The sequence below is a fragment of the Bacillus sp. Je.9.29.b genome (genome assembly GCF_051129925.1).
In the GTDB taxonomy this organism is placed as follows: Bacteria; Bacillota; Bacilli; order Bacillales; family Bacillaceae; genus Bacillus; species Bacillus safensis.
Window position 1 is genome coordinate 1 of the sequence record NZ_JBCPSO010000014.1, and the last position, 6,382, is coordinate 6,382.

6 protein-coding genes are annotated in these 6,382 nt (G+C 38.7%); 1 reads left to right on the forward strand and 5 read right to left on the reverse strand.

Going from position 1 to position 6,382, the window contains the following annotated elements; translation table 11 throughout:
* A partial coding sequence (locus tag AAZR19_RS18805; protein ID WP_434703977.1) for a hypothetical protein occupies positions 1-210 on the reverse strand: 210 nt, incomplete at its 3' end.
* 48 nt (positions 211-258) lie between these two features.
* Between AAZR19_RS18805 and AAZR19_RS18810 the strand changes: the two genes are divergently transcribed.
* A complete protein-coding gene (locus tag AAZR19_RS18810; protein ID WP_434703979.1) occupies positions 259-864 on the forward strand; it encodes a hypothetical protein in 606 nt (201 codons plus the stop codon).
* A 36-nt stretch (positions 865-900) separates the two neighbouring features.
* On the opposite strand, the gene AAZR19_RS18815 is transcribed toward AAZR19_RS18810, so the two are convergent.
* The 4 genes from AAZR19_RS18815 to mobV form a co-directional block, all read right to left on the reverse strand.
* Complete coding sequence (locus AAZR19_RS18815; protein WP_434703981.1) at positions 901-1,923, reverse strand: protein rep; 1,023 nt, start codon at positions 1,921-1,923, stop codon at positions 901-903.
* Positions 1,924-2,494: 571 nt separating this feature from the next.
* Positions 2,495-3,643: an aspartate phosphatase gene (locus AAZR19_RS18820; protein WP_434703983.1), complete on the reverse strand. Its 1,149-nt coding sequence runs from the start codon at positions 3,641-3,643 to the stop codon at positions 2,495-2,497.
* 432 nt (positions 3,644-4,075) lie between these two features.
* Positions 4,076-4,255, reverse strand: a complete 180-nt coding sequence (locus tag AAZR19_RS18825; protein WP_434703984.1) for an antitoxin VbhA family protein — start codon at positions 4,253-4,255, stop codon at positions 4,076-4,078.
* 225 nt (positions 4,256-4,480) lie between these two features.
* Positions 4,481-5,716, reverse strand: a complete 1,236-nt coding sequence (gene mobV / locus AAZR19_RS18830; protein WP_434703986.1) for a MobV family relaxase — start codon at positions 5,714-5,716, stop codon at positions 4,481-4,483.
* Positions 5,717-6,382: the final 666 nt, after the last annotated feature.

Consider the following 6,382-nt stretch of genomic DNA (forward strand, 5'->3'; position numbering starts at 1 on the left):
CGGTGGTTTATAGTAAGCCAAAACGATACCAATTATAGCTTCAATAAGTGAGATCACTATGATGATCAAATGATTAATAGGGCGATCTTTAGTAATTAGTTTTTGACCTAAATAATTCAGTAGATAGAAAACCAAAAACATTATTAAAACCGTATAAATAACAGCTAGCATACACAATACACCGTCCCTTATTTGTGGTTGTTTAACCAAATTTTGTAACCGCTTGTAATACTATCATTTCAGGAGGATTTGAACAATATGACTTCAAAGCTATCAAAAAAATCAATCAGCTCAACTGTTTTAATGGGACTTGCTACGATCACTTTATCTTTAGGAATATATGCTCCAGATGCGAAAGCAACACAAAGTGAACCTGTGGCATATACGAAAGAAGTTGAAAAGATCAATCACAAACTAGATAAACTAACTGATAAAGCAAATACTCAACTTAAAAAGGGTGCAGATAACGTTGTAGTACAAGAACCTCTCAATGTACAGGGAGACAAGCTTGAGTTATCTATGAAAGTTGATGACATTTCAACAAAAGCAGTACAACAAAAGAAATTCAAAGCAAAGGTCACAAATACCACTCCTGTTTTTGGCTTTGCTCATGAAGTAAGTGGTAAATTCACTTATGAAAAAGGCAAACTGAAAAGTAGCAGTTATGATGCTTATCTAACTGGCGTCTTTTATTCAAAATCTCACTCAACAAAACAACACAAACTAGACCCTAGCGTTTGGGAAATTCGCAGTAGAGGAACTTTCAAGGCACTGAAATACACACCTGTTGAATACTCTTCTCGTGTTGACGTAGGACTTTACGGCAGTGGAGATTATAGAGTTCTAAAAGCAAAAATCAACTAATCCATACAAAAAAGCAGGCTCTATTAGCCTGCTTTTCTATGTGATTATGTAATTCTTGATGCCAACATGCCAACGTGCCATGACCTCAAACGTCTCATTGGCTACCTCATCATCTTCTTCATCAATACGAACAAGATCACCGTCCTCGGCATCCGTCAAATTCAGTTCCTTATGAATCTCTTTCAAGATCCCGCCGTAGCCGATCAACCGTCTGGCACTTAATGCACCATCCAAATAATAGACCGTATCAAGATTTTCCTCGGTCACTTCATTTCCACGTATGATATCCGTATCCTTAACAGGATACTTTGAGATTTCAAGAATAGCCTTTTGTTCTTCCATCTCTTTACGCACTTCTTGTTCAATCGCTTCCGCATCGATTCCCTTTTTTCCTTTGACCCGCTGCACATGCACAATCGGTGTGTAATCCATTTTCATGGCACGCTTCCAAAGGCTTGTCCATTCTGATTGTTTAATATAATTATGAGTAAAATAACTCTTTCTTACTGGAATTAAAACGTGAAAATGCGGATGATATGTATTTTCTTCATGATTTTTCGTGATCTCTAAAGCTCTGAAATATCCACGCACCGCAGAATCAACTTTTTTATATTTCATCAATCTATTAAAGCCTTTCATCATATCCGAAATGGTCTGTTTCAGATCATCGCCCTCAACGTTTTTTACTGTCAACGTGAGAAATATCCATGCTGGCTTATATTGTCTGTTCGCTTCTTCCACAATCAATTTATTATGACTAGCAATTTTTAATGATCTTCGCCACGCACACATAGAGCATAACCTCACTTTACAGAAATAAGCATTTGATAATCGTAGCCTGCCCGTTTCTTTGTCTCTTCTAAACACAAGACACTCTGCACAATTACACACTTTTTCAGCTTTTTTTCCGTAATAAGGTGCACCGGTACGCTTTTCAAGCCCTTCATAATGAGCCGCCACAAGCGACGATCTCACTTTTTTTCCTCTCCAATCCCGCTTTTTACCTGTTGCGGTTTTGTCCTCAAGGATGCTATAATTTGATTCATCTGAATAACTCAAGAAAAAAACTCCTTCTGATGCTAGTCCTCTAGCACTCTATTATTATGGTTTGGTCACTTTAATAATAGCAGAAGGAGTTTCTACATGTCAAAATGCTTTTAAACCCTTGACACCACTGGATTTAACGCACTTTTTGAAAATCTCAATGTTTCTATATGTATCAAGATAAGAAAAGACACGATTCTGACTCCGTCAAAATCGCCTAAAAAGCTGGCGAAACCGCCATCTTTTTAAAAACCTAAAACCTCAAAACCTAAAAGACCAAAGACTAAACCAAATTTCCCCGTAGGGGGAGATTTTTTTTTGATTTTTCCACTCCATTCATAGTGTTCAATTTTTAAACACTACACCAAACCTGACTAAACCTGACTTTCAACATATGGCTACCATCACATTGGCCACAAAAAAACAGACCCTAAAGGTCTGTCATGTTTCACGTTACAAATCGAATAAGACTCATCATCATGTAGCTTTCCTTGAAGCAACTGACACATTTGAATCTTGTTGGATTACAAAAGAAGAACCACTAACGATTAATAAACTAGCACAAACGATTGAAAGCAGTAAGGCATTAAATTTCATACAAGAACTCGCCCCTCCGAATTTGTTTTTGAGCATAGATCATTTTGTTGTAAAAATATACAGAATCATCCATATGCCCAAGTTCAGTATAAAATTCAGCAGACACAAGCGCCAGTTCTTCTAAATATGGATAGCCTCGAATATCGTCAAGTTCATCTAAAGCATCCGCAACAGCAGTAGGTTTAGCCCCCTCCAAATAAAGAACCTTCAGCACATTTAACAAATTCATGAAAAACCAATCATTGAACCTTTCGGCACTTTCAACACCTAATTCAAAATAGTGTTTTCCCGATTCATGCTCCTTTTTCTTGAAATGCAGTAAAGCCAACTCATAATAAATCTGTGTGAGTTCTTTGGCTCCAGACTCTTTTGCTTGATCAACAGCTTTGATCAAAAAATAAAGCGCTCTGTCTTGATCACCCATATTTTTATAAGAATCACCGAGGTTCAGCAACGCTTTAGCAAGCATATACTTGTTGCCTAAATTTCTCGCGGACTCTTCCGCTTCTTTTAGATGGGGTATAGCTTTTTCATGCGTACATAAATCATCATAATTGCCTGCAATGACAAAACGACATTGAATCACCTTGATTTCATAAATCCCGTTGGCTTTATGAGCTTTGTAAGCATGATACGCCTGCTCGATATAATACATAGACAAATGCGTTTGCTTCATGTGATAAAAAATCTCTGACATCTTATAATAAAATTCAGCCCGTTCAAGCTCATCAGCTACTTTATCCAGCTTCTTTTCTGCCTGTCTATAAAAAGCGATGGCTTTTATGTATTCACCCTTAGAAAATTCATACATCCCTTTAAAAAAGTGAACGTAGTATTCCATGATCCCCGTCAACTTTTTACCTTCACCTTCAACAGCTCGTAAATAATCAGCTTTGTTCACTTGATTTTGAGAAGGATTTACATACTCAAGCATCTGCTCATGGCGAAAGTCCATCAACTGAAAATAGAGAACAGCTTGTTCATCTTCTTCCATCACATCTAATTCGCGTTTAATCTCATCACGAAGCATTTCCGCATCTGTTACATTCAATCTTTTGATATGCCGATACCACTCATTAATTTTTTGTCCGACCACCGCAGCAGGAATACTTTTCATCCCATCTCTCCCTTTCAACATCCCTTTTTATGTTAAATGCTAGCATAATTCGTACGTTCTAAAATCCATTTGTGTTCCAATTTTGAAAATTTTCGGCATCTCGCAACGGTTTTTGGATTTTTCTCGATATCTCGCCATCAATTTTAGGAATCATGACAGCAGACAAAACGAAAAAACGCATTTAAAGCCCCTATAAGCGTTTTTGACGTATCACCCTATTTCAATTACCTGAACAAAAATAAAAGCGCTCAGAATCGAATCTGAACGCTCTCAACGGCATTTTTGAAATGCACGACATGTTTTTTTATACGTTTTATTTTCATCTTGCGTACTACCCCCCTGTTAGCATGGGGGGGTTCCCGTTTGGCTCTCGGTGCTTCGCTTTTCGTTGCCACTCGACGACTGTCGTCGTCTTACGCTACGCACCCTCGCCAAACAATTGTTGGAACTCTATTATAACATTTTATAAGCCAATTCAAGGGCTTTTTTCTCATACTCCTCATCTGTGATCTGACCAGATACATGCTCCCATATCAATTCTTCCTCTTCAGCTGTAAGATAAATTCCTTCAATGGCGTGTGTAGCCTTCGCATACCTCATGCCTTTTTCAAACTCACTTTTGGTCATTTTCACATTGGACCGCCTTTCTTGGGCTCTGCCCAAACCCGCCAACGCTAGCACGTTGGATGGCAAATATTCAAACCCCCTACCCCCGATCTTCGGGGGATGCCCCTTCGGCGGGCGCAAACAAACGGGGTTTGTTTGAATCAATAGGCTTTGGGTGTAGTGAATGAATCAACTCCTTAATGCTCACTTCGTTCCGCTTACCGTTGACTCATGCCATATTTAGATCATGACCTATCGTTCCATCTCATGATCTTGATTTCGATTTTTCTTAGGTGCATTCTGTCTTCTCTCGTTTTCTTCACTGATAAATTTGTTTGCTCCAGGCGCTTCATCCTTATGATCAAAGTATTTTTCAGTGATTTTCAAGTTCATTTTGTTGAGAATATGAGCTTTTGCATAACCGAGTAAAGCTCTATACTCTTTTTGCTTTTCTCCGAAAAAGGTCAAGAAAGCACTAATTGAACGCTTTAAGAAGCGATTCTCTGTTTCAAGTTCTTTCTTTTCAGCTTTCAAACTCCTGTTTTCGCTTTTCAAACGATCATTCTCTTTAGACAATTCTTTTGTTCGGTTGCGTTCACGTACCAACTCATTTTCTAAACTATTATTGTCCTTTCGAAACACCTCGCCTGCTTTAGCAAGGCTTTTCACCTGCTCAAAATCTTCTCTACTCAGCTGAACAGTTTTAGTCAAGAAACCCTTCTCTTTCACTCGTTCTTCGATCTGATCAACCGCCTGCGCTTCAAATGCTGTCTTTTTCAAATCATCCAATCGACCCGAAATCTGGTCAACCGCCTGTTCCATCTCGATTTTTTTAAGGCTTACTTCTTTCAGCTTCTCTTTATCCGCTTCTAGCTTAAACTTGTGAATTTCAAGATATTTTTTATCTGAAGGCTCACCCCGCTGCAAGCCAAATTTTTCGTTATGCTTCCCGATCGCTTCCTGCAGCTGCTTCATTTCAACTTTGTTGAAAATCTGCTTTGCTGACAGCTTTTTTTCTTTCGTGATCGGCACGAGACCCACGTGCATATGCGGTGTCGTTTCATCCTTATGTACTGACGCATACATCACGTTCTCTTTTCCGTAACGCTCCTGTATAAATTCTAGGTTCGATTTGAAGAATTCCTTTTCTCTTTCTGGAGACAGCTTTTCGAAGAATTCAGGACTTGCCGAGATCATGAATGAACAGCATCTAACCGCATCTTTTCGAATGGCTCGTTTCGTCTCTACATTCTTCTCGATATGTTCGTTGATCATTGCCTTATAATCGACTCGTTTATCATGCAATAAATCATAATTCAGATGCGCCCGATTTCGATCAATATCCGGATTCGTATGGCTCTCTTTTTCTCTCTGATTATGAATCTGTTGACCCTTCAAATCTGCATTTTTGAACTTCCGCATATTACAAATAATGAACGCCATTTTTCCCTTCACGACCTTCCCACCGGCAACAACTTTCTCTTTCAATTTTACCACATTCTCCGGCGACACTTCCATGTAAAGTATAGCCCGCTATACTTTACTCCGTAAAGTGCGGTCTCTGCCGAGGGCTACGACAGTCGCTTTCGCTCCTTCTGATCAGCTCCGCTGATAGGAAAAATCGCCGAAGAAGTCGGCTATTATTTTTCCTAAATTCAAAACCTTGAAGACCTCGGACGCTGTCCGAACCAGTCGGGGAAATCTTCCCCGAACCCCATAAAAAAAGCAGGCTTTAATCGCCTACTTTTTCATCAAACCACACTGCAAAGAGCATCAAACCACAAATAATCATTGCCCCTAAATCCATCACATGAATTTCAATGGTCATCATGTTCACCTCCACAGTGAACGGATTCTACCACAGAAATTTTCATCAAAACGAAGCTCTAAAAAATAAAAAAAATGATTGCGGTCACCGCAACCAAAAAAGAAATTTTCCAACGAATTCCCAACGCTAAATCATTCAATGTTAGGATGAAAATATACCCAAAAAAAGGAGTGATTTCTATAGATCAATTCTACAAAAACGGTGGTTTATAGTAAGCCAAAACGATACCAATTATAGCTTCAATAAGTGAGATCACTATGATGATCAAATGATTAATAGGGCGATCTTTAGTAATTAGTTTTTGACCTAAATAATTCAGTAGATAG